General features: G+C 72.3%; 12 protein-coding genes. All 12 read right to left on the bottom strand.

Features of this window, described 5'->3' with window-relative positions:
- Window positions 1-89: 89 nt before the first annotated feature.
- The 12 genes from AC3WT4_RS17745 to AC3WT4_RS17690 all read right to left on the bottom strand — a co-directional run bounded on the left by AC3WT4_RS17745 (window position 90) and on the right by AC3WT4_RS17690 (window position 23,200).
- A complete protein-coding gene (locus AC3WT4_RS17745; protein WP_492316098.1) occupies window positions 90-5,675 on the bottom strand; it encodes a ThuA domain-containing protein in 5,586 nt (1,861 codons plus the stop codon).
- A gap of 105 nt (window positions 5,676-5,780) precedes the next feature.
- On the bottom strand, window positions 5,781-6,725 hold the full coding sequence (locus tag AC3WT4_RS17740) for a sugar phosphate isomerase/epimerase family protein (protein WP_342803983.1): 945 nt from the start codon (window positions 6,723-6,725) through the stop codon (window positions 5,781-5,783).
- A gap of 184 nt (window positions 6,726-6,909) precedes the next feature.
- Window positions 6,910-8,133: a substrate-binding domain-containing protein gene (locus tag AC3WT4_RS17735; protein WP_108049782.1), complete on the bottom strand. Its 1,224-nt coding sequence runs from the start codon at window positions 8,131-8,133 to the stop codon at window positions 6,910-6,912.
- Window positions 8,134-8,276: 143 nt separating this feature from the next.
- Window positions 8,277-9,359: an ABC transporter permease gene (locus AC3WT4_RS17730; protein ID WP_074807407.1), complete on the bottom strand. Its 1,083-nt coding sequence runs from the start codon at window positions 9,357-9,359 to the stop codon at window positions 8,277-8,279.
- On the bottom strand, window positions 9,356-10,402 hold the full coding sequence (locus AC3WT4_RS17725; protein WP_074807410.1) for an ABC transporter permease: 1,047 nt from the start codon (window positions 10,400-10,402) through the stop codon (window positions 9,356-9,358). The genes AC3WT4_RS17730 and AC3WT4_RS17725 overlap by 4 nt, the downstream gene beginning before the upstream one ends.
- Window positions 10,399-12,057, bottom strand: coding sequence for a sugar ABC transporter ATP-binding protein (locus AC3WT4_RS17720; protein WP_083385120.1), 1,659 nt, complete (start codon window positions 12,055-12,057; stop codon window positions 10,399-10,401). Before AC3WT4_RS17720 ends, AC3WT4_RS17725 begins: the two co-directional genes overlap by 4 nt.
- Complete coding sequence (locus AC3WT4_RS17715) at window positions 12,054-13,301, bottom strand: Gfo/Idh/MocA family protein (RefSeq protein WP_257416960.1); 1,248 nt, start codon at window positions 13,299-13,301, stop codon at window positions 12,054-12,056. The genes AC3WT4_RS17720 and AC3WT4_RS17715 overlap by 4 nt, the downstream gene beginning before the upstream one ends.
- A 223-nt stretch (window positions 13,302-13,524) precedes the next feature.
- Window positions 13,525-14,526 (bottom strand): sugar phosphate isomerase/epimerase family protein, encoded by a 1,002-nt coding sequence (locus AC3WT4_RS17710; RefSeq protein WP_021483379.1) that lies wholly within the window; start codon window positions 14,524-14,526, stop codon window positions 13,525-13,527.
- A 40-nt stretch (window positions 14,527-14,566) separates the two neighbouring features.
- Window positions 14,567-15,349 carry a hypothetical protein gene (locus tag AC3WT4_RS17705; protein WP_492316097.1) on the bottom strand — a complete coding sequence of 261 codons (783 nt, stop codon included), beginning with the start codon at window positions 15,347-15,349 and terminating at the stop codon, window positions 14,567-14,569.
- A gap of 254 nt (window positions 15,350-15,603) precedes the next feature.
- Entirely contained in the window at window positions 15,604-20,589 is a 4,986-nt protein-coding gene (locus tag AC3WT4_RS17700; protein ID WP_492316096.1) for a ThuA domain-containing protein, read from the bottom strand.
- Between the two features lie 251 nt (window positions 20,590-20,840).
- Entirely contained in the window at window positions 20,841-22,013 is a 1,173-nt protein-coding gene (locus AC3WT4_RS17695; RefSeq protein ID WP_074807416.1) for a Gfo/Idh/MocA family protein, read from the bottom strand.
- Between the two features lie 119 nt (window positions 22,014-22,132).
- Entirely contained in the window at window positions 22,133-23,200 is a 1,068-nt protein-coding gene (locus AC3WT4_RS17690; protein WP_492316095.1) for a substrate-binding domain-containing protein, read from the bottom strand.
- Window positions 23,201-23,281 lie beyond the last annotated feature (81 nt).

Genomic DNA, 23,281 nt, shown 5'->3' with positions numbered 1-23,281 from the left:
CCCGCGGGGTGCGCTGCCCTTTCCGGCGGGCCGGGCCGGCGCAGGTGGTGGCCGGTGACGGGAGCGGGTCGCCCGTCACCGGCCCGCCGTCAGCCGCAGCTCACGGCGTCGTACGGCACCTCGATCTCGGTCGTGACGTCGCCGAGCGTCGCCGTGACCGTCGCCGTGCCCGCCTCGAACGACGTCGCGCGCGACGCGAACGACTGGTAGGCGTTGGCACCCACCTCGACCGCGCCGAACTCCTTGGAGCCGAACGGCGTGGTCAGGGTGACCGCGACGGGCGCCTCGTCGGCGTTCGTCGCGCGGAGGGCGAGGTACGCCTTGCCCGCGAGGCAGCGGGCCGAGGCGGTGGCCTCGACGTCGACCGTGGGCTCGGGCTCGGACTCCGTCGTGAGACGGAACCAGTCGAACGCCACGGTGACCGGCGTCTCCTGCTCCGGGCCGATCGCCATGAGGCCGACCTTGGTCAGCGCGGCGTCGTTCGTGACCGGGTCGCCCAGCGGCGTCCAGCTCACCCCGCCGTCGCTGACCCAGCCCTGGTACGTGCTGCCCACCTTCTCGAGCCGCAGGTACCAGTAGCCCGACTCGGTCGAGTCGACGAGCTCGAGCTGGCGGTTGCCGCCGTTGCCGAACTGGCCGCCCTTCTCCGAGACGAGCTCGGCGCCGAGGTTCAGCGCCGCGCCCGGGGCGTTCTTCGCGAGCACGTCGGCCTTGACGTAGTTGTCGTCGTCGCCGTACGCGATGAGGCCCGCAAGCTGCCACCGGTGCACGAGCGGCGCCTTGAACCGCGTCTCGACGACCCAGTCGCCCTCCGGTGCCGTCTGGAGGACGAAGTTGCGCGGGTCGCCGTTGTTCCCGGCGTTGATGTCGCCCGGCTGGGTCGTGATGCGCAGCTCGCCGTCGGCGACGGCGACCTTCGACCCGTCGTAGCGCACGATCGCGTCCCAGCGGCAGCCGTCGAGGGCGTCGCCCTCGAACTCGTCGCTCGGCTCGCGCTCGCCGTCGTCCGACCCGACGCCCGTGACGCGCACGTAGTCGACCCGGGCGACCGAGTCCGCGGCCGCCGTGTCGCCGCCGGCCATCACGCCGAACGTCGCACCCGGCTTCACGGGGGCGGAGCCTGCGAGCGCCGTCCACGTCTGGCCGTCGGCCGAGTACGCGGCCGTGATGGCGGTGCCGTCCGAGACGAGGCGCAGGTGGATCGTCGACGGGAAGTCCCCGGCGACGTTCGTCTGGCCGTGCCACGTGCGGGCGCCGCCGGTCTCGGTCTGGAACTCGAGGAACCGGTTGCCGTTCTGGTTCTTCGTGAACGCGAGCTTGGTGTACTCGTCGTCGGTCACGTGGACCAGGAGGCCGGCGTGCTGCCAGTGCCGGGCGAGCGGGACGTCGAGCTTCGTCTCGAGCGTCCAGGCCCCGGCGGGTGCGGCCTGACCGAGGTAGCTGATCGGACCGGTCACGGCCTCGTTGATGTCGCCCTGCACGACCGGCAGGACGGCGTGTCCGTCGGCGACGGTGATCGGCTTGCCGTCGGCCTGGCGGACGACGGTCCACCGCGGGTCGAGGGTGTCGCCGTCGAACTCGTCCGACGCCAGCGCGAGGCACTGCGGCGGGGTCTCCTCGCCGGGTCCCCCGGTCTGCGGGTCGTCGTCGAACGCGAAGTCCTGGAACTCGACGGCGCTCGTGGCCGACGTGCTGTGCGCGGTGACGAAGAGCCCCACGTCCTGCACGGACGCCGCACCCGGGAGGGCCTGGGGCTCCCCGATCTGCGTGAAGTTCTCGCCGTCCTTGCTCCAGGAGGCCGTGTACAGGTCGCCGTCGCGCACGATCCGCACCCACGCGGGGTAGCTCGTCGAGCTCGCGGCGGACGACGTGACGAGCTGGCCGGCCGCGTTGCCGCGGAGCCACTCGAACCCGCCGCTCGGGCGCATGCCCAGGGCCGCGTAGCCCGGCGAGCTCCCGACCTGCGTCACGTCGTTGCGGACGATGATCCCGGCCTTGGCGGACCCGTTCGAGTTGCCCTGGCTGTTGATCCTCACGGTCGCCGACCAGTTCTCGTCGGCGCCCTGCTCGCGGTAGATGGTCGAGTACTCGTTGGTGCCCTGCCACATGTTCGCGCCGCCCGACGTGATGAGGTACTTGCCCTCGGCGAGCTGCTCGAACGTCCCGTTCGCGTTGGTGAAGGTCTTCATGCCCCCGAAGAGGTCGCCGACCTGCGCCACGACGACGCGGGACCGCGTGTACAGGCCCTTGTCGTTGGTCGCGACCGCGGTCAGCTCGTAGTTGTTGTCCGCCGTCACCTCCCACGTGGCCTCGTACGGCGCCTCGGTGTCGGTCCCGATCGACTCGCCGTCGACGAAGAACTCGACCTCGGTGACCGTGTTCTCCGTGTCGTCGGCCTCGGCCGTGACCGTGATCTCGCCCTGCTCCAGGCGCACGCCCGCCTCGGGCGCGGTGATCCGCACCTTCGGGCGCGTGGTGCCGGAGACGCCCTTGCCGTCGGCCTCGACGAAGTTGAGGCGACGCTCGCCCGCGCCGGGGAAGACGACGTAGAGCGTGAACGGCTCCATCGGGTCGGTGACGTCCACGGTCACGTCGGTGAACGTGCCGAGGCCCGTCTGCGGGATCTGCGCCGTGCCGAGGAGCTCGCCGTCCGCGGCGTCGCGCCGCAGCTCGATCGTGCCCTCGGCCGCCGCGGCGACGCGCAGCGTGAGCGCCTGCACGCCGTACAGGCTCACCGGGTCGTACGACGCCCAGGCCCCGTTCGACCCCGTGATGACCGAGCCCCCGCCCTCGACGTCCCGGCTCGGGATCGTCGTGGTGCCGTCGGAGTCGGCGTGGAACTCCGCCTCCCGCTTCTTCGGGAAGATGAGCGTGGTGTCCGAGCCGGTGAGGGCCGGGACGTCGTCCACGCCGCCGCGGTCGGTGTACCGCGCGTCGATCACGTAGAAGACGTTCATGTCCTCGCCGTGGCCGCCACCGAGGCTCGTCGCGACGGTGCCCGTCCGGCCGTGCAGCGGCTCGGAGGGGTGCGCGTGCGCGTCGTGGCCGAGCGCGGGCTGGATGATGACCTGCTCGTCGTCGATGGTCTCGCCGTCCGGCGAGTCCTCGGCGTCCGTCACGGCCACGTCCCACGTGATGTCGTCGCCGAAGGTGAAGAACGAGCCGGTGGGCGGCAGGCCGAAGTCGACCTCGGGCCGCGTGTTGCCGACCGTGATCGGCACGGTCGCCGTGCCCACCTTCCCGGCCGGGTCGGTCACCGTGAGGCGGGCGTCGTAGACGCCGTTCTCCGTGTAGGTGTGGCTCGGGGCGGCGGACGTCGAGTCCGTCGTGCCGTCACCGTCGAAGTCCCACGCGTACGTGAGCGCTTCGCCCTCGGGGTCGGTGCTCCCGGTCCCGTCGAACGACACCTCGAGCGGCGCGATGCCGGAGTCCGGCGTCGCGACCGGCTTCGACACCGGCGAGCGCGAGCCCGACAGGTAGTCGATGCGGTGCAGGCCCGAGTTCGGGTTGTCACGGCCGAAGCCGCCGCCCCAGTCGAGCACGTACATCGCGCCGTCGGGGCCGAACTTCGAGTCGATCGGCGCGAGGAACTGCTCCTGCGGGAGGAAGGGGTTGACCTTCTCGACGTCGGTCACGCCGGCCGCGGCCTCGGGGTCCTTGAGGTCGATCGTGTACATCTTGTTCCGGGCCCACTCGTAGAAGAAGGCCTTGCCGTCGTAGGACGACGGGAACTTCGTGTCGGAGTCGAGCTCCGGGTCGTACTCGTAGAACGGGCCGCCCATGGGCGCGAGGCCGCCGCCGGCGTTGATGACGCCGGGCACCGACGAGCGCTGGTAGCCGTACCAGAGGTCGGCCGGCTGCGCGGCGGGGAGCTCGGCGAGGCCGGTGTTCTTCACCGAGTCGTTGACCGGTGCGTCGCAGTCGAAGAAGCCGCCGACCGTGACCGGGCTCGTGCGGTAGTCGACGTCGCGGAACGGCTCGTTGTTCCCCATGCACAGCGGCCAGCCGAAGAAGCCGGGCTCCTTGATGAGGTTCCACTCGGCGATGCCCGCAGGGCCGCGGTTCGCCGGGTTGTCCGAGCCGTTGTCCGGCGAGTAGTCGGCGACGCCGAGGTAGCCCGTCTTCGGGTCGATGGTGAACCGGAACGGGTTGCGGAAGCCCATCGCGTAGATCTCGGGCAGCGTCTTCTCGGTGCCCGGGGCGAAGAGGTTGCCCTCGGGGATCGTGTACGTGCCGTCGTCCTCGGGGTGGACCCGCAGCACCTTGCCGCGCAGGTCGTTCGTGTTCGCGGACGTCGCGCGCGCGTCGTGGAACGTGCCGTCGCGCTCGGAGATCGGCGCGTAGCCGCCGGACGGCTCGGAGTGCGGGTTCACGTCGTCGCCCACGCCGATGTACAGGTCACCGGTCTCGTGGTCGACGAGCAGGCCGCCGCCCGTGTGGCCCGGCTCGTCGGGCAGGCGCCCGGCCGGGATCTCCATCAGGACCTTCTCCGACGCCGGGTCGATCACGGTCGCGCCCGGGCCGTCCGACGACACCGTGAACCGCGAGACGCGGTTGAAGAAGTTCGCCGGGTCGGAGTCGTTCGAGCTCGCGGGCGAGTAGTACTGGTACAGGTACCCGTTCTCCGCGAAGTCCTTGTCGAGCGCGATGCCGAGCAGGCCGTCCTCGCCGCCCGAGTACACCGGGACGGTGAGCGCCGTCGTCGTGTTCTGCGTCCGCGGGTCGTAGACCCGGACCTGCCCGCGCACGAGCTCGGTGTAGAACACGCGGCCGTCGGGTGCGACGTCCATGCCGAAGGGGGCGCTCGTGTTGGAGTCGAGCGCGACCTTCTCGAACGAGCCCCAGTCGGTGCCGCCGCAGTCGCCCTCGGCGAGGCCCGCCGCCCACTGCACGCCGCCGACGACGTGCTGCACGAAGTCGGGCTCCTGCGTGTAGTGCGCCCCGAAGTGGCCCATGCCCGTCATCCAGGCACGACCGCCGTCGTACGGCTTGCACCACGAGATGGGGTGGTCGTAGCCCATCTTGTTGCCGCCGGCGTCGTACGTCGTCTCGTCCATCGTGGCGAGGACGTGCGCGCTGCCGCGGACGTTGGCCGAGAAGTTGTACCACTCGTCCGCGCGCGTCCAGCGCTGGGACAGGTGCTCGGTCGACGGGTGCGTGCGGTCCTCGACGCGGACCGTGCCGGGCAGGCCGGGGCTGTTGCCCGTGGCGGCGTGACCGGGCATGAGCGCCCCGATCATGTCGTCCCACCACTGGTAGCTGCCGCGCATGTCGGTCGCGTTGTGGATGGCGACGATGCCGCCGCCCGCCTGCTGGTAGCGCTCGAGCGCGGCCTTCTCGTCCGCGTTCCACGGGTCGCCCGACGTCTGGAACATGACCAGGGCGTCGTACTGCGCGAGGTTCTCGTCGGTGAACACCGAGGAGTCCTCGGTGTGGTCGGACTCGATGCCGACCTCGGCGAACGCGGCCTCGAGCACGGGCGTGCCCTGCGTGATCGCCTCGGTGTGCCGGAACTGGGTCGTCTTGGTGAAGATGAGCACCTTGTGCTCTTCCTCCGCGGGGACGGGGTCGTCCGCGGCAGCGGCCGTCGTGACGGGCGCAAGCGTGAACGCGAGCGCCCCGACGGTCAGTGCGGCGGCGACCGATCTCGCCCTGCGTGGGCGTCGTGCAGTCATCGTGGTGCCTCCAGGGGCATGACGTGCGGGCCCGGACGTCGTCGTCCGGGCAGGGTGGTCGTCATCCCGCGGCGTGCCGGCGCCGGCGGTCGTCTGCGACTACGGCTACGTGCTCTCCGGCTCGGGCATCAGTCCCTTCAGGTAGGCGAGGCCATCGACGGCGATGGCGTCCTGGGTCGGCGCCAGCGGGCGCCAGATCGAGGCGGCCGTGGCGATCGTCGCGTTCTCGGCGGTGAAGGACTCGATGACGAGCGGTCCGTCGTAGCCGGTCGCGTCGAGCGCGGCGAGCAGGCCGCGCCAGTCGAGGTGGTCGGTGCCGGGTGCGCCGCGGTCGTTGCCGCACACCTGGACGTGCGCGATGCGCTCGCCCGCGCGCGCCACCGCGGCGGGCAGGTCCGTCTCCTCGATGTTCATGTGGTAGACGTCGAGCATGAGGCCGATGCCGGCCGCGGGCAGGCGTCGCACGACCTCCAGCCCCTGGTCGACGGTGTTGACGAGGCTCGTCTCGTAGCGGTTGAGCGGCTCGAGCCCGACGACGACGCCCGCCGCCACGGCGTGCTCCACGACCGGGGCGAGGTGCTCGGCGAGCTCCTCGTAGGCGGCCTCGCGCTCGGCCGGGCCGAGGCGCCACGTGCGCCCGACCGACGCGTACGCCGGGCCGCCGATCACCGGCGCGCCGACGGTGCGCGCGACGTCGACGACGTGGCGCAGGTAGTCCTGCGTCGCGCGCACCGTCGCGGCGTCCGTCGCGACGAGCTCGCGACCCTCGCCCATGACGAGCGAGACGCTCGCCGCGAGGCCGTGGTCGGCGAGCACGGCGGCCGCCGTCGCCGGGTCCCAGTCCCCCGGGTTCTCGACGGGCAGCTCGAGCACGTCGAAGCCCCACCCCGCGACGCGCGGGGCGATGCCGCGCAGCGCGTCGTCGGTCAGGGGCGACGTCCACACCCACGTGTTGACGCCGAGCGCGCGCCGGCGCACCGGGGCGGGCGCGCCGTCGGGCGGGAGCAGGTCGGTCGCGCGGCGCGCGGGGGTCGGGCCGGGAAGAGCCACGTCGCTCTCTCTCGTCGGGTCCGAGCACTCGGCCGTCCCGCCCGCGTGCCCGACGCCGCGGCGCGCCCCCGTGCGGGAGGTGCGCCGCGCCGTCGGGCGGGCGGGCGGGGCGCCCGGCCGGTCGGACGGCGACCGGGCGGCCCCAGGTGGTCCGGCGCGCGGCCGGACCGGGGTGGTGCGGGCGTCAGCGGTCGGTCCAGGCCTCCGGGAACCCGGGCAGGTCCTCGCCGCCGAACTTGGCGTAGTGCAGGGACGGCATGTCCTTGTTCGCCTCGAGGTAGGCGTCGAGGTCCTCGGCGACGACCGGGGACTGCGGCAGGACCCACTCGGACGGCACCTGCTCGCCGGCCCAGATCATCTGCGCCGCGAGGATCGGCGTGCGCCACTGGAAGTTGGAGTAGACGGCGCCGATGGCGGTCATGTCCGTGTCCTTCCACTTGCGCAGGAAGCTCATCTCGTCCTCGCCCATGAACACGGGGTACGGCTTGCCCGCGTCCTCGAACGCCTCGACGGCCGCGACGGCGCCGTCGCCGGCGTCCATCCAGATGCCGTCCACGTCCCCGCGCTGGAGGTACTGCGTGACGATGTCCTTGATCTTCGCGCCGTCGCCGCCGGTGAACTCGGCACCCACGACCTCGAGCTCCGACTCGGAGAAGATCTTGTCGGCCGCGGCCCAGCGGTTCTCGAGCACGTCGACGCCGGGCAGGATGCGCAGCGCGAGGACCTTCGAGCCGGGCTCGAGGTTCTCGACGAGGAACTCCGCGCCGTCGGCGCCGTACGCGTAGCCGCCGATCGGGTGGATGAACGTCACCATGCAGTCGGTGTTGACGCCGCGGTCGAACACGATGACGGGCTTGCCCGACTCGCACGCCGCCTCGACGGCGGGCGTGAGCGTCGCCGTCGTGGACGGCGAGATGACGATCGCGTCGCAGTCGCCGGCCTCGACGAACGCCTGGATGTCGGAGATCTGCTTGTTGTCGTCGTCGGCCGCGTCGGAGACGCGGAACTCGCCGATCACGCCCTCCTCGGTGAGGACGTCGACCTGCTGCTGCATCGTGATGAACCCGGTCACGCGCCACGGGTTCGAGACCGACGCGTTCGAGAAGCACAGCGTCTTGCCGCCGCCCTCGCTCGCGAACTCGGCCGTGTCCACGTACTCGGGCTCGATGGCCTGGAGCCACGGCTGGTCGGCCGGGCCCTCGGGCACGACCTCGCGCTGCGCGAGCTGGCGGTCGTAGTCCGCCTGGACGAACCACTCGGAGTCGGCGCCGCCGGACTCCTCGCTCGCGGGGCTCTCCTCGGCCGAGGTCTCCCCGCCCGTGTCGGTGGGGGTGTCGGTCGTGCAGGCGGCCGCGAGGAACAGCGTGGCCACCGCCGTGCCGGCCAGGAGTGCTCGTGTACGTCGCATGTCCTTCTTCTCCTTGGTGAGACGTCGTCGTCCCGCAACGTGCGGGGAAGGGGGTACAGCTCGGGTGCCGGCGCGCGGTCGTGCGCGGGTCCGAAAGGGGTCGTGCGCGGGTGGTCGCGCGGGCGGCGTCGCCGGCGCGGGGCTCAGGCGTTCGCGGGGGCGGGCTCCTTCGGTGCGGGGGTCGGGCCCGCCGCCGGCGGGGCGTCGGGGGTGGACGAGCGGCGCCGCGACCGGCGCGGCAGCGCGGCGTAGGCGACGGCAGCGATGATGATCACGCCCTGCACGGCGGGGCGGATCGTCGACGGGAGGCTGAGCTGGTTGAAGAGGGTGAACAGCGCCTCGAGCGTGAGCGCGCCCGCCATCGCGGCGATCACGGTCCCCCGCCCGCCGCCGAGGACGACGCCCCCGAGCACGACGGCGGTGATCGCCATGAACTCCAGCCCCTGCCCGACCTGGGCGGTGACGCCCGCGTAGCCGCCGATGAGGACGGCCGCGACGGTCGCCATGAAGCCCGAGAGGAGGAAGGCGCGCGTGCGCACCCACCACACGGACCCGCCCGCGTAGCCCGCCGCGACGTCGTTGTCGCCCGTGGCGACGAGCGTGCGGCCGAACGGGCGGCGCATGAGCAGGGCCGCGGCCACGCCGAGCACGACGACGACGAGCAGCGCGTACGGCACCTGGAACTGGCCCGGGTTGTCGGGGATGCCCCCGCGTCCCCACTGCCGGAAGCCGTCGGTGAGGGCGCCCGTCGGTGCGCCGCCGGTCCAGAGCCGGATCGCGCCGTAGAGCACGAGCATCATGCCGAGCGTCGTGATGAACGACGGCACCTTGAGCAGCGTCGTGACGAGACCGTTGACGAGACCGACCGCGAGGCCGAAGACGACCATGAGCGCCATGACCGGCCAGGTCATCGAGTCCTCGCCGTCCATGAGCTTCGCCGCGATGACGACCTGGGCTCCCACGAGCGAGCCGACCGACAGGTCGAACTCGCCGGAGACGATGACGAAGTACTGTCCGATCGCGAGGATGATCAGCGGCGCGGCCTTCTTGACGAAGGCCATGAGCGACATCGGCTCGCCGAACGACGGGTTCATCACGAGGATCGCCACGAAGACGAGCACGAGCAGCGCGAACACGGTCCAGCTGCCGCCCGCGGTGAGGCGCTCGAGCCAGCCGGCCCGCGGCGCGCGCGCCGGGATGGTCCGGCGCGTGGTGTCGGTGGTCATGCGGACGCACCTCCGGTGCGGGTCGGGCGGAAGCGGGCCCGGCTGCTCGCCGGGTCGATCTGGCGCCGGGCGTACAGGGCGACGGCGGCGATGATGATGACGCCGCGCAGCACGTCCTTGAAGAACGGGTCGACGTCGAGCACGTTGAACACCGTGTCGAGCACGGCGAGGATCAGCACCCCGCCCACCGTCCCGACGACCGAGCCGCGGCCGCCCATGAGGAGCGTCCCGCCGAGGACGACGGCGGCGATCGAGTCGAGGTCGAGGCCGTAGGAGTAGACGAGCGCGTTGCCGGTGCCGAAGCGCGCGGCGATGAGCAGGCCGGCGATACCCGCGCAGACCGAGCACAGCACGTGCGCGAGGACCAGGGTCCGGTCCGTCCGGATGCCCGAGAGCCGCGCGACGTCGGTGTTCCCCCCGACGGCGAACATGTGGTAGCCGGGACGGGTGCGCGTCAGGAGCACGACGCCCACGGCCGCGACGAGCAGCATGACGATCGTCGAGACCGGGACCGGCCCGACGCGCGTGTACCCGAACATCTGGAACGAGGCGGGCACCTCGCCCGCCGGGCCCTTGAACTGCGTGTCGAGGTAGCCCTTGATGATGAGCCCGACGCCGAGCGTCGCGATGAACGCGTTGACGCGCAGCTTCGCGATGACGAGCCCGTTGACGAGTCCGACGACCGCCGCGACGCCCACCGCCGCGAGGACGCCGAGCCAGACGCGCGACGGGTCGCCCGCCATCGTCGTCGCCCCGACGATCGAGCTGAGCGCGACCACGTAGCCGACGGACAGGTCGAGCGAGCGGCACAGGATGGCGAACGTCTGCCCGATCGCGACGAAGCCGAGGAGGCTCGTCTGCGTGAGCATGTACGCCGTGTTCGCCGTGCTGAACAGGTTGCCGCCGCCCACGGCCACGAGGACGCCGGCGATCACGAGGATCCCGACGAGGGCGAGGTAGACGATCTCCGTCGACCCCAGCCGGCGGCGGCGCGCGGGCGCGCGGCGCGCGGTGGGGGCGGCGGTCGCGACCGCGGTGCTCATCGGTGCTCCTTCGGGCCGTCGGGGGCGTGCGGGGCGCTGCGGGGCGCGGTCCCGGGCTCCGCGCCCGGGAGGTCGTCGGCGTCGGCGAGGGCGCCGAGGTCGACCTGGACGTGCTCGCCGGAGGTGTCCTCGCCCGCGCCCGTGGCGAGCGCCATGACGGTCTCCTCGTCGCTGCCCGCGGGGAGCTCGCCCGCGAGGCGGCCGTCGCGCATGACGAGCACGCGGTCGGCCATGGCGACCACCTCGGGGAGCTCGGACGAGATGAACAGGACGGCGACGCCGTTCGCCGTGAGCTCGCGCATGAGGTCGTAGACCGCGCGCTTGGCGCCCACGTCGATGCCGCGCGTCGGCTCGTCGAGCACGATGACCTGCGGGTCCGTGACGAGCCACTTGGCGAGGACGACCTTCTGCTGGTTGCCGCCCGACAGGTACTGGACCTCGGCCTCCTGCGAGCTCGCGACGAGCTCGAGCGAGGAGAGGATGCCCGGGATGCGCCTCGCGCGCCGGTCGGCCTGGCCGGGGACGACGGCGTCGAGCACGAGGCGCGCGTTGGCGAGGATCGACTGGCCCAGGGCGAGCCCCTCGGCCTTGCGGTCCTCGGTCACGAGCGCGAGACCGGCGCGGACCGCCTGGCGCGGCGAGCGCACGTCGACCGGCTTCCCGCCGACGAGGACGCGGCCGCGCGTGAAGCCCGCGATGCCGAAGACGCCGTGCGCGATCTCCGTGCGCCCCGAGCCCTGCAGCCCGGCGAGCGCGACGATCTCGCCCGCACGGACCTCGAGCGACACGTCGTCGACCTGGGTGTTGCCGACGCCCTCGAGCGCGAGCCGCACCTCGCCCGGGACGATCGACGGGTCCTTGTCGGGGAAGTACCCCGCGAAGTCGCGGCCGACCATCGTGCGCACGAGCCGGTCCGGGTCGATGTCCGCGGTGGGGGTCGTCAGCACGTGGTTGCCGTCCTTGAGCACCGTGATGGTGTCGCAGAGGTCGAAGATCTCCTTGAGGCGGTGCGAGACGTAGAGGATCGCGACGCCGCGCTCCTTGAGCCGGTGCACGAGCTCGTAGAGGAGCTCGACCTCCTGGTCGGCGAGCGCCGCCGTCGGCTCGTCCATCGAGATGATGCGCGCGTCGTAGGAGACGGCCTTGACGATCTCGACGATCTGCTGCTGCGCCACGGACAGCGAGCCGACGCGCGTCCACGACGCGAGCCCGGTCAGCCCGAGCTCGGTGAGCAGGGCGGTCGTGTCCGCGTGCATGCGCCGCCGGTCGACGAGGCCCGCGCGGCGCGGCTCGCGGCCGAGGTAGACGTTCTCGGCGACGGACCGCTCGGGCAGGAGGTTGAACTCCTGGAACACCGTCGACACGCCCGCGTGCTGCGCGGCGAGGGGCGAGGCGAACGTCGTCGTCTCGCCGTCGAGCTCGAGCGTGCCCGCGTCGGGACGGTGCACGCCCGCGATGATCTTCATGAGGGTCGACTTGCCGGCGCCGTTCTCCCCGACGAGCGCGTGGACCTCGCCCGGGCGCACGTCGAGGTCGATGTCGCGCAGCACGGAGTTGCCGAAGAACTCCTTGCCGATGCCACGCAGGCGCAGGAGCGGGCGGTCGTCGCCCTCCCCCGCGGCAGGCCGCGGCTCGCGCGTCGTCGTCGCGGTCACGACGCGACCTCGACCCAGCCGCCCGTCCGCACCGACGCGGCCACGGCGTCGGCGAGCCGTGCGGCGCGCAGGCCGTCGTCGAACGTGGGCAGGCCGTCCGGGACGCTGCCGCCGATGGCCGCGGCGGTGTCGGCGACGAGCGCGTCGAAGCAGTCCTGGTAGCCCTGGGCGTGGCCCGCGGGGAGGCGCGAGTACCGGGCCGCCGCCGGGGAGAGCGCCTCGGGGTCGCGCACGAGGAGGCGCGACGTCGTGCGCCGGCCCTCCCAGAGCGTCTCGGGCTGCTCCTGGTCGAACGCCAGGGTCGACTCCGAGCCGGAGATCTCGAGGTAGAGCCGGTTCTTGCGGCCGGCCGACACCTGGGAGATCACGGCCGAGCCGAGCGCGCCACCGTCCGTGGCGTACTGGAGCGTCACGGCGTCCTCCGTCGCGACCTCGTGCACGACGCCGTCGGCGCCCCGGCGGTGCGGGTTCACCGTGGCCGACTGCGCGACGAGACGCACGATGCGCTGGCCCGTCGTGAACTCGAGCAGGTCGCAGAAGTGGGAGCCGATGTCGCCGAACGCGCGGCTCGCGCCGCCCAGCGCGGGGTCGACGCGCCAGTTGTCGTCGGAGTCGCGCAGGAGCCAGTCCTGCAGGTACGAGCCGTGCACGAGCGAGACGGTGCCCACCTCGCCGCGGCGCACGCGCTCGCGCGCCTCGCGGACCATGGGGTGGAAGCGGTAGGTGAAGGGCACGACGGCGACGCGGCCGTCCAGGTCGCGCGCCGCGGCCGCGAGGCCGGCGAGCTCGACCGCCCCCGCGACGTCGGTCGCGAGCGGCTTCTCGCACACCACGTGCTTGCCGGCGGCGAGCGCCGCGCGCGCCAGGGGGACGTGGAGGTGGTTGGGCGTGCACACGTGCACCACGTCGACCTCGGGGTCGGTGAGCAGCTCCTCGACCGTCGCGACGGCGCGCTCGGCGCCGAGGCCCGGCGCGGCCGCCCGCGCGATGTCGAGGTCGGCGGCGGCGACGCTCACGACGCGTCCTCCGCCCGTGCGCACGGCCCGGGCATGGACCCCGCCCATGAACCCGGTACCGAGGATCCCGGCGCGGTACCCGGCGGCGGGCAGCCCGAGCTCGTCGGGGCTGCTGGCGGGGAAGGTGCTTCGGGCGGTCGAGGCCCCTGGCGTGGTCGCTCCCGGGAGGGGCGTCTCCGGCTCCAGCACCGGGGTACGCACGTCCTGCGCGACGTCGTCGGCTCGCATGGATGACAACGTAGGGGCACTTATGTCGAGGGTCAAGCAAAAGCCGAACAATGATCGTCACGGTTAGATAACCCAAGCCGCGAAACAAAGGTGAAGGTTCACACGGCCGGCCCCGGACGCGGGCACGCCACCGCCCCCGGCCGTCGGACGGCCGGGGGCGGTGGCGTGTCGGACTGCCCCCACCCACCGGTCGGCGAGGCCGACCGGCGGGGAGACTGCGGTGCTACTTGGTCGAGAACGCGGCGTCGAAGGCCGCGTCGGGCGCGTCGAACGCGTACTTCTTGACGAACTCCAGCGCCTCGGGAGCGCCGACGAGACGGTCCATGCCCGCGTCCTCCCACTCGACCGAGATCGGGCCTTCGTAGCCGATCGTGTTGAGCATGCGGAACGCGTCCTCCCACGGCACGTCGCCGTGGCCCGTGGAGATGAAGTCCCAGCCGCGGCGCGGGTCGGCCCAGGCCAGGTGCGAGCCCATCCGGCCGTTGCGGCCGTTGTGCATCCGCTTCTTCGTGTCCTTGCAGTCCACGTGGTAGATGCGGTCCTTGAAGTCCCACAGGAAGCTCACCGGGTCGAGGTCCTGCCACACCATGTGGCTCGGGTCCCAGTTGAGGCCGAACGCCTCGCGGTGCCCGATCGCCTCGAGCGTGCGGACCGTCGTCCAGTAGTCGTACGCGATCTCGCTCGGGTGCACCTCGTGCGCGAACCGGACGCCGACCTCGTCGAACACGTCGAGGATCGGGTTCCAGCGGTCCGCGAAGTCCTGGTACCCGGCGTCGATCGCCTCCTGGGACACGGGCGGGAACATCGCGACGTACTTCCAGATCGCGGAGCCGGTGAAGCCCACGACGGTCTTCACGCCCAGCTTCGCCGCGAGGCGCGCGGTGTGCTTCATCTCCTCCGCGGCACGCTGGCGCACGCCCTCGGGGTCGCCGTCGCCCCACACGACGTCCGGCAGGATGTCGCGGTGGCGCTGGTCGATCGGGTCGTCGCACACCGCCTGGCCCTTGAGGTGGTTCGAGATCGCGTACACCTTGAGGTCGTACTTGGCCAGCAGGTCGAGCTTGCCCTGGACGTACTCGTCGTCGTCCCAGCGCCAGGGGTCGAGGTGGTCGCCCCAGCACGCGATCTCCAGGCCGTCGTAGCCCCAGCCGGACGCGAGGCGTGCCACCTCCTCGAACGGCAGGTCGGCCCACTGCCCGGTGAAGAGGGTGATCGGTCGTGCCATGGTCGTGTCTCCTTCGGTCGTTCTCGGTTCGTGCCCGGGGTCACCGGGCGGACGTCTTGGTCAGGGAGCGGGGCTCGTCGTCCGCGGCCTCGTCGGCGCCCGACGCGCGCGAGCGGCGCCGCACGACGACGTAGCCCCCGGCGAGCAGCAGCGCGGCGACCACGGCGACGGCGACCCACACGAGCGCGCTCGTCGAGCCCTCGTCCGTGGCCGTGCCGTCGCCCGCGGTGCCGTCGCCCGCGGCGGCGTCGTCGCCGGCCGCGTCGGCACCCGCCGCGTCACCCTCCGTGCCGGCGGCGTCGCCGCCCTCCTGCGCCGCCGCGTCGTCGCCCTCGCGCGGGGCGGGCTCCGGCAGCGGCACGACGTCGACCTGGGCCGTCGCGGTGGCCTCGGCGGGGTGCGTGATCGTCGCGGTGAGCGTCCAGTTGCCGTCGGCGAGGACGCCCGGGTCGGACGTGTACCAGCCGACGCCCTCGGACGCCGACCGCAGCGTGAGGGGGCCGACGGTCTCGCCGGCCGCGGACTCCCCCGTCACGGAGACGTCGGCCGCCTCCTCGACGGGGTGGCCGTCGACCTTCCACGTGAGGTTCGCGGAGACGCCGCCCTGGCCGTCCGTGCCGAGCGAGATGACGACGTCGCCGCCGTGGGCGCCGGCCGGAGCCGCGCCGACCAGCGCGAGCACGCCGCCGAGCAGGACGCCCAGCGCCGCGGTGAGGAGCGCGCGGGCACGGAGCCGCGCGGGGGCGGCCGTCCGGCGGCGCAGCAGGAGCCGCGTGCCGCCCGGAGGCCGGGGGCTGGTGCGCTGGCGGTGCGTACGGGACATCGGGTCATCACCTCGTCGTGGGTCCGTTGCGGTGGGGGCGGCGGTCGTCGCCGGTCCCCCGGGGTGCCCCGGCGCCGGGCCGGAGCGCCCGTTCCCGGGCGCCGGGGCCGGAGACCCGGAGGTCCCCGTCGTGCTCGTCGTGCGGGCAGCGTACGGTCGGCCCGGCCGATGGGCCGCCCGGACGCCCGAGCGCCCGCGCGCCGAGCGCGGTGCCCGGCGGGCCGGTGCTCAGCGCACCGACCCGCCGGAGCTCGTCAGGAGCAGGACCGGGCCGCGTAGTCCGCCGTCCCGGAGAACGTCCTCCCCTCGGCGTCCGTGGCGGTCACGGTCACGGTGCCCGCGTCGACCGCGACGGCGCGCGACGCGAACGACTGGTACGCGTTCGCACCGGGCGCGACGTCCGCGACCTGCTTCGACCCGTACGGGGTCTCGAGCGTGATCGCGAGCGGGACCGTGTCGTCGTTCGTCGCGCGGACCGCGACGAACACCTTGCCGGCCATGCAGCGCGTCTCCGCGGTGATGGTCACGGCGATCGGCTCGGTCTCGTCCTCGACCACCCGGAAGTGGCCGAAGGACGCCGGAGCACCCGTGTCGGCCGACGCCCCGAGGGCGAAGAGACCGATCTTGGCGTCCGCGGCGGGCGCGTTGGTCACGCTCTCGTCGAACGTGGTCCACGTCTCGCCGTCCGCGCTGTACGCGCCGGTGAACGTGTCACCGGAGCGCGTGAGGCGCAGGTGCCACACCGACTCGGCGAGGCTCCCCGTCTGCGGCTGCGGGTTCTGCACCACGCCGCCGACCTCGCTGCGCAGCTCGATCCGGGCGTTGCGCGCCTGGCCGGCCTGGTTGTCGACCACGTAGTCGAGCTTCACGTAGTCGTCGTCGCCGCCGTAGACGATCAGACCGCCCTGCTGGTACTGACGGTCGAACGCGGAGCCGTCGACGACGGTCTCGACCGTCCACTCGTCACCCGGCTGGTCCTGCAGCACGATGTTCGGCACCGGGCGGTTGTCCGTCCCGTAGATGTCCGTGGGCGTCGTGTCGATCTGCAGGGAGCCGTCCGTCACGCGGTAGCCGGTCGGGTCCTCGCGGACGATCGACCAGCGGCACGTGTCGAGGGCGTCGCCGTCGAACTCGTCGTCCGGCCCGGGGGCCGCCGCCGTGTCGTCGGGCGTGATGTGGAACCAGTCGAACTCGGCGTCGACGACCGGGGTGGTCGTGTTGTTGCCCTTGAGGGCCACGAGCCCGATCTTCGCGTTCTCCAGGTCGGCGATCGACTTGGTCTGCGGCATCGTCGTGAAGTCGATGCCGTCGGCCGAGTAGGCCGCCTGGAGGCTCGCGCCGTCGCTGACGAACCGCACGTAGACCGTGTCGGGGTAGTCGGCACCGAGCGCGGCCGAGTTGGACTCGTTGACCTCGTTCGGCTGGGCGTTCTCCTCACGGATGAACTGGAAGATCCGCGTCGCCGGGTCCGCCGCGGCCGACCGGCCCTGGAGGACCATCTTCGCGTAGTTGTCCTGGTCCTCCCAGATCAGCAGACCGGCCTGCTGGTACTGCTGACGGGCCGGCAGGGTCACCTTGGCGGTGGCCGTGAACGGTCCGTCCGGGAGGTCCTGGAGCACCAGGTTCGGCACGGCGGTGTTGTCCGTCCCGTAGAAGTCCCGCGTCGCCGTGGGGACCACCAGGCGCCCGTCGCGCACGACGAGGTTCTGGTCGCGGTTCGTCACGGTCCAGCGGTCCTCGTCCAGGTCGGTGCCGAGGAAGTCGTCCGAGCGGCCGGAGAAGCAGAGCCCCGGACCGGTCTCGGGCGCCTTGACGGTCACCGTCGTGTACTCGACCGAGTACGCCCCGCGCTCGTCGGTGGCCCGCACCTGGAGCCGGTAGGTGCCCGGCTGGTCGTACGTGACCGCGAACGAGTCGGTGCCGTCGACGAACCCGTCGCCGAGGCCCGCGTCCCACGCGAAGGTGACGGCCTCGTCCTCGGGGTCCGTCGCCGTGACCGACGCCGTGACCTCGAGCGGGGCGGTGCCCTCCGTCGGGGTGACCTCGAACGTGTCGATGGTCGGGCGCACGTTGTCCGTGACGCCGCGGCCGTCGAACTCGAGCCAGTTGACGTTCATCTGGCCGGCCACGTTGACGAAGTAGAGCGTCCCCGTGCCCTCGGGCACGTCGGTGATCTCCGTCGTCGCCATCGTGTACGCCTGCCAGTCACCGGTGTTCGGCACGGTCACCCGGCCGATCTCCGGACCGTCGGGCGCGTCCCAGCGCACGGACACCGTGCCGCCCGCGGGCGACGCGACGCGCATGCCGAGACCCTCGACGTTGTAGAGCGACATGGGCTCGTAGGCCCACCAGTCGCCGACCTCGATGAAGCCGATGTTCTGGCCGCCGCCCGCGCTGTCGCCGGTCTGCTCCGTCTGGACGCCCGGGTCGCCACCGCTCGTCGAGCCGGCGAGGCGGCCCGTCGAGGTGTAGTACTCGGCCTGGAGCAGCTTCGGCTGCAGGATCTGGAGCGAGTTCGTCGTGAGCGGGACGCCCACCTCGCCGCCGTCGTCGGTGTAGAACGCCTCGAGCACCCAGAAGATGTTGGCCTCGAGCCCGTGGCCCTCGTCGCGGGCCGTCTGCATGACGCCCTCGCAGCCGGTCAGCTCCTCCATCGGGTGCGCGTGGGCGTCGTGCCCGAGCGCGGTCATCATCATGAGGTTGGAGCAGTCCACCTCGCCGTCGGGGTCCTCGACCTCGACGACGTAGCGCACCTGGTCGCCCCACTCGAACACGCCACCGTTGTCCGGGAACGTGATCGTCACGCTCGGCGCCTGGTTCCCGACGACGATGCTGACGTTCGCGAAGCCCGTCTGGCCGTTCGCGTCGGTCGCCACGAGCTGCGCGGTGTAGCTGCCGTTCTCGGTGTAGGTGTGCACCGGGTTCGCCTCGGTCGACGGGTCGGACCCGTCGCCGAACGTCCACTGCAGCGAGATCGGGTCGCCCGCCGGGTGGCGGGTGCCCTCCGAGGAGAACTGCACCGTGAGAGGCGCGGCGCCGCTGGTCACGTCCGCGCTGGCGCGGGCGATCGGCGTCGGGTCACCCTGCACGTAGTTGACCTTGTAGATGCCCGACGTCGTGTTGTTGCCGCCGAAGCCCTGGCCCCAGTCGATGACGTAGAGCGAGCCGTCCGGACCGAAGTCAAAGTCCATCGCGCGGTAGAAGCCCGCCGCGGGGTCGAAGTGCTTCGGCAGGATCCGGTTGATGTCGACGAGCTCGTCGCGGTTCTCCCCGTCGAGCTGGAACGAGTACATCTTGCCCTGGTTCCACTCGCCGAAGATCGCCTTGCCGTCCCAGTACTCGGGCCACTTGACGTCCGAGTCGAGCTCCGGGTCGTAGTCATAGACGGGGCCGCCCATGGGCGCGCCGCCGCCGCCGATCTCGGGGAAGAGCGGGTTGCCGGCGTAGTTGTACCAGACGTCGGCCGCGACGGCCGGCGGGAGCTTGGCCAGGCCGGTGTTGTTCGGCGAGTCGTTCACGGGGCCGTTGGCGCAGTCGAACGCCTGGCCCGACTGGCCGGTCGCGAAGTTGTAGTCGATGTACGCCGCGTTGTCACCGGTGCAGTACGGCCACCCGTAGAAGCCCGGCTCCGCGACGATGTTCCACTCGACGGTGTTCCCCGGGCCGCGGCTCGGGTTGGCGTTCTGCGCGTCGGGACCGTAGTCGCCGACGAGCACGTTGCCCGTCTTCTGGTCCACGCCGATGCGGAACGGGTTGCGGAAGCCCATCGCGAAGATCTCGGGCTTCGTCTTGTCCGTCCCCGGGGCGAACATGTTCCCCTCGGGGATCGTGTACGTGCCGTCGTCCTCCGGGTGGATGCGCAGCACCTTGCCGCGGAGGTCGTTGGTGTTCGCCGACGTGCGCTGCGCGTCGTACGACGTGCGGCCCGCGCGCTCGTCGAGCGGCGCGTAGCCGGCCGACTCGAACGGGTTGGTGTTGTCGCCCGTGACGATCACGAGGTTGTCGTCGCCGTCGAAGACCATGTCACCGCCCGCGTGGCAGCACGTCTCGCGCTGCGTCGGGATGACGAGGACCTTCTCCTCGCTCGCGGCCGAGATCGTCCGGGTCGCCTCGTCGTACGTGAAGCGCGAGACGCGGTTGTGCGGCCCGTCCGTCCCGACGTCCTGCGGCGACCAGAAGAGGTACACCCAGCCGTTCTCCCCGAAGTCCGGGTCCAGGACGACGCCCGTGAGCCCGTCCTCGTTGGCCTGCGTGACCGCGAGGGTCATCGCCGTCGTGGTCTGGTTGCTCTCCGGGTCGATGAGGCGGACGCGCCCGTCGCGCTCGACGTAGAAGACCGTCCCGTCCGGGGCGACGTCGAGCATCATCGGGTTGGACGTCTCCTCGTCGAGCGAGACGACCTCGTAGCTGTCCGACTGCGACGCGGCGCAGTCCGACGGCACGACGCCCGCGGCGGTCTGGATGCCGCCGAGCAGGTGCTGGAGGAACTCCGGCTCCGCGTAGGACTCGTTCGTGTGGCCGCCGCCGGTGTACCACGAGCGGCCGCCGTCGTACGCCTGGCACCAGGCGATCGGGTGGTCGGCGCCCATCGCGCCCGAGCCCGCGGTGTAGGACGTCTCGTCCAGGCTCGCGAGCACGTGCACGGTGTCACGCGGGTTGGTGCGGTAGTTGTACCACTCGTCGTACCGGTCCCAGCGCGACGGCAGGTGCGCCGTCGACTCGTGGGCGTGGTCCTCGACCTTGACGGTCGCGTCCTGGTTCTGCGGGTGGCTGTTGAAGTACGCGCCGACCAGCTCGCCGTACCACGGCCAGTCGTACTCGGTGTCGGACGCCGCGTGGATGCCCGCGTACCCGCCGCCGTTCTGGATGTAGCGCTCGAACGCGGCCTGCTGGTCGTCGTTGAGGACGTCGCCCGTCGTGGACAGCCACACGACGGCGTCGTACTGGGCGAGGTTCTCGTCCGTGAACGCTCCCGCGTCCTCGGTCGAGGTCACCTCGAAGTCGTTCTCCTCGCCGAGCTGCTGGATCGCCGCGATGCCCGCGGGGATCGACCCGTGCCGGAACCCGGCGGTCTTGCTGAAGACGAGCACGTCGAACGGTGCGGTGTCGGCGGCGGCGGCGACCGGAGCCGCCGGAGCGACGCTCCCGGCGGCGGGGGCCGCCGTGGCCGACACCGCCGTCGCGATGGTCAGGGGGAGAGCGATCGCCGCCGCGGCTGCTGCCGCGACCGTGCGCCTCATGGCGAGCGATCCTCCAAGCACGTTTCTCACAAGGTCTCCTCGTCGAGATGGGGAACTGTGCTGCGCTCCGCCGGGTCGGCGCCATCGGCCTGCCGTCCGTCCCGGGCTCGTCGGCGGACTGTCTCGGTGCTCCGCCGGGCACCTTCCTCGCCGCCAGCGCGGCGGTCGTACCTCCTCTCGTCGTCCGGTCGTCGGCCGTGCACCTGCGCAGGGCCGACGACCGGTCTGCCGTCCGTGCGGCGGGTCGAGACCTAGGGCTCGACCCAGCCGCCCGACGCCGCGCTGCGCTCGACCGCGTCGAGCACGCGCTGGACCACCAGGCCGTCCGCGAAGGTCGGCGCCGGGTGCGTCCCGGCGGCGATGCCCTCGACCAGGTCGACGACCTGGTGCGTGAAGGCGTGCTCGTAGCCGAGGCCGTGGCCCGCGGGCCACCAGTGCCCGACGTACGCGTGCTGCGGCTCCGTCACGACGATGCGGCGGAAGCCCGCGACGGCCGGGTCGTCGGCGGCGTCGAAGTAGTGCAGGACGTTCATGTCCTCGAAGTCGAACGCGACCGAGCCCTTCGACCCGTTGATCTCCAGGCGGATCGCGTTCTTGCGGCCGTAGGCGAACCGGGTCGCCTCGAACGTGCCGATCGCGCCGCCGGACATCCGGGCGAGGAAGATCGCGGCGTCGTCCACGGTGACGGGGCCGCGCTCGGTGCCGCCCTGTCCCGAGAGCCCGGCGAACTCCGTCGCGACCGGACGCTCCTTGACGAACGTCTCGAGCAGCCCCGAGACGCTCGTGATCCGCTCGCCGGTGATGAACTGGGCGAGGTCGATGACGTGCGCGCCGATGTCGCCGAGCGCGCCGCTGCCCGCCTTGGTCTTGTCCAGCCGCCACGACAGGGGCGCGTCCTCGTCCGCGATCCAGTCCTGGAGGTACTGCGCGCGCACGTGCCGCACGGTACCGATGCGGCCGTCGGCCACGAGCTGGCGCGCGAGCTGGATCGCCGGCACGCGACGGTAGGTGAAGCCCACCATCGCGACCTGTCCGCGCTGCGCGGCGGCCTCGGCGGCCGCGACCATCTTCTCGGCCTCGGCGACGGTGTTCGCGAGCGGCTTCTCGCAGAGCACGTGCTTGCCGGCCTCGAGCGCCGCGATCGCGATCTCGGCGTGGGTGTCGCCGGGCGTGCACACGTCGACGAGGTCGACGTCGTCCCGGCCGACGAGCGCCTGCCAGCTCGTCTCCGTGGACTCCCAGCCGAGCCGCTGCGCGGCGGCGGCGACCGCCTCCGGGTTGCGGCCGCCGAGGACCCGCATCCGCGGGTCGAGGGGGAGGTCGAAGAACCGGGGGGCGGTCCGCCAGGCCTGCGAGTGCGCTGCCCCCATGAACGAGTACCCGACCATGCCGACGCCGAGCTGCGCGCCGTCGTTTCCTGCCATGACGTTCCTTCCGTGCTCCTCACGGCGCACGCCCACGGTCCGGCCGGGCGGTACCCGGGCGGACCGTGGGCGTGGTCCGCGTGCTTCCTGCTGCGTGCTGACGGGTGTCAGCGGGTCCGTCAGGACTGGAACGCGCTCGGCAGGTACTGGTCGACGTTGTCCTTCGTCACGACGGGCGCGAAGAGCTGGAGCGTGCGCGGGACGTCGGACGACGCGAGGTCGCTGAGGTTCTTCTCGTGCGCGACGAGGCGGGCGAGCTTGATGCCGTCCGCGGCCTGCGTCGACGGGTAGACGACCGTCGCCTGCAGGACGGAGTCGCCGGACTGGATGTGCTCCATGACCTGCTTCGAGCCGGCGCCGCCGACCATGAAGAACTCGTCGCGGCCCGCGTTCTCGATCGCCGAGAGCACGCCGACGCCCTGGTCGTCGTCGTGGTTCCAGATGGCGTCGATCTGCGGCGCGGCCTGGAGGAGGTTGGCCGTCGCGGCCTCGCCGCCCTGGACCGTGAAGTCCGCGGCGACGCGGTTGTCGACGTCGAGGCCGCAGTCGGACAGCGCGTCCTCGAAGCCCTGGCTGCGGTCCTGCGTGAGCGGGAGCGAGTCGATGCCGGCGATCTCGGCCACCACGGCGTCCGGGTTGTCGCCCAGCTGCTCGCAGATGTACTGGCCGGCGCTGACGCCCATGCCGTAGTTGTCGCCGAGCACGGTGGTGCGCGCCGCGAACGGGCTGGAGAACTCGCGGTCGACGTTGATGACGGGGATCCCGGCGTCCATCGCCTTCGTCGCGACCTCGGTGAGCGCGGCGCCGTCGAACGGCAGGAGCACGATCGCGTCGACGCCGTCGTTGATGAAGCCCTCGATCTGGCTGATCTGGACGTTCACGTCGTTCGTGCCGTCGGCGACGCGCAGCTCGACGTCCTCGTACTCCGCGGCCTCGGCCTCGGCGGCGGTCGTGATGGCGCCCATCCAGCCGTGGTCGGCGGCGGGGGCCGAGAAGCCGATGACGATCGGGTCGCCCGGGGCGTCGTTGTCGGAGACGGCCTGGTTGGTGCTGCCCCCGCCGTCGCCCTCGGTCGTGCCCTCGTCCTGCGGCGTGTTGGAGGTGCACGCCGTCGCGATCAGCGCGATCGAGGCGGCCGAGACCGTCGCGAGCGTGATGCGGCGGCGGAGGGTGGTGCGTGCGGACATGGGATCTCCTTCGATGCTGTCCTGCGGGTGGAACCTCAGGGGAACTGACGGGGTGGTGGGTGGTGCGGGGCTCGTCCCGGG

It is taken from the genome of Cellulosimicrobium sp. EB106-03-01-XG111 (genome assembly GCF_058792115.1).
This window is presented reverse-complemented; position numbering and strand designations above follow the sequence as displayed.